Below are 1307 nucleotides of genomic sequence, written 5' to 3'. Positions count from 1 at the left end.
CCTCTTCAACTTCTTTTGTTGGTTCTTTTTCTTCTTCTTTCGGTATTAATTTTTCTACTATATTCTGCATGACAATGCCACTATATAATATGCCAGTCTCATAATGATCTGCATCTAAATCAAATTCATATATTTTTTCCCCTAGCGTACTCCAAATAATTGCCTCATCAGTAAGCGTTCCACCTGCACTCTTTAGCGTAATCTTTTCAATTCGCTCTCCTTCTAAATCATATACAGGTATTTTCACTTCCTTATTTATTTCTGCATCATCTAAAATGACCTTTTGCCTTCTAACATCAATTGTTCCCCACTGACCTAATTGTATTAACGGCCTTACATCACGAATTTCATTTCCAGCCAATTTTAAACTAAGTAAGTCTAACATTGAGCCCAGAACCGATACATCTTTAATACGATTATCTGAAAGATTTAGCCACTGTAAATTTTTCAGTGTCGATAACGGTGTTGTATCTTCAATTTGATTATGAGATATATTTACAGCGTTTAATTGTTTCAAGTTTGAGATGAACTCAATATTTTTCAAGCCTACTCCTTCTAAAGTGAGGTCTTCTAAGTTAGTCATGTACTGTAAACCTGTTATATCTTTTATCTCTTTTCCTTTTTCTTTAAGTATCTCTAATTTTTTAATCTGTAATAAATCTTCTTTTGTTATAGGAGCATTTAGGTTCTTTCTACCCAAATTCTCTTTATTAATATGTTGTTGTAAAGTTTTATCGAGAATTACATTTTCCTGTTGTTCATTATCCTCTTTCATTGGTTCCTTTATGTCATCTAATCTTTCAACAACATTTTGAATTACTGTTCCATTAAACTTAATACGATTCTCTTCTGGCTTTATATCCAACATAAATTCATATATTTTTTCTCCAGCCGTACCCCATTTAACAGAACCATTATTAACTATTCCATCTTCACTCTTCAATCGAATCGTATTAAGTGGCTCTCCTTGTAAATTATAGATAGGTATTTTAACTTCCTTATTTTTTTCTACATCATCTAAAAAGATTTTTTGTCTTTGAATATCGATATACATTCTTTTTCCTAGCTCTTGAACAGGTCTAACATCACGAATTTCATTTGAACCTAACTTTAAATCATATAAACCTGTTAAGTAACTAAGTGGCGTTATATCTGAAATAAAGTTTTCTTCTAAATTAAGTGATTGTACAGTAGACAATCTGGATAAAGGTTCGATGTTTTCTAATTCATTTTTAGCAAGATCTAACTCTACTAATTTTTTCATTGATGTAATATGTTCAATATTAGTAAGTCCATTGTTACTTAAA

The 1307-nt window shown here is 30.5% G+C and carries 1 protein-coding gene; it reads right to left on the bottom strand.

The window, feature by feature from the left end:
* On the bottom strand, positions 1-1307 hold a 1307-nt coding region (locus MR079_RS28240; protein WP_242295078.1), incomplete at both ends, for a leucine-rich repeat domain-containing protein.

The organism is Bacillus cereus group sp. BfR-BA-01381 (assembly GCF_022663555.1).
Lineage (GTDB): Bacteria > Bacillota > Bacilli > Bacillales > Bacillaceae_G > Bacillus_A > Bacillus_A pacificus.
Note: the sequence above shows the minus strand (reverse complement) of the source record. Positions and strands in the feature narration are given on the sequence as shown.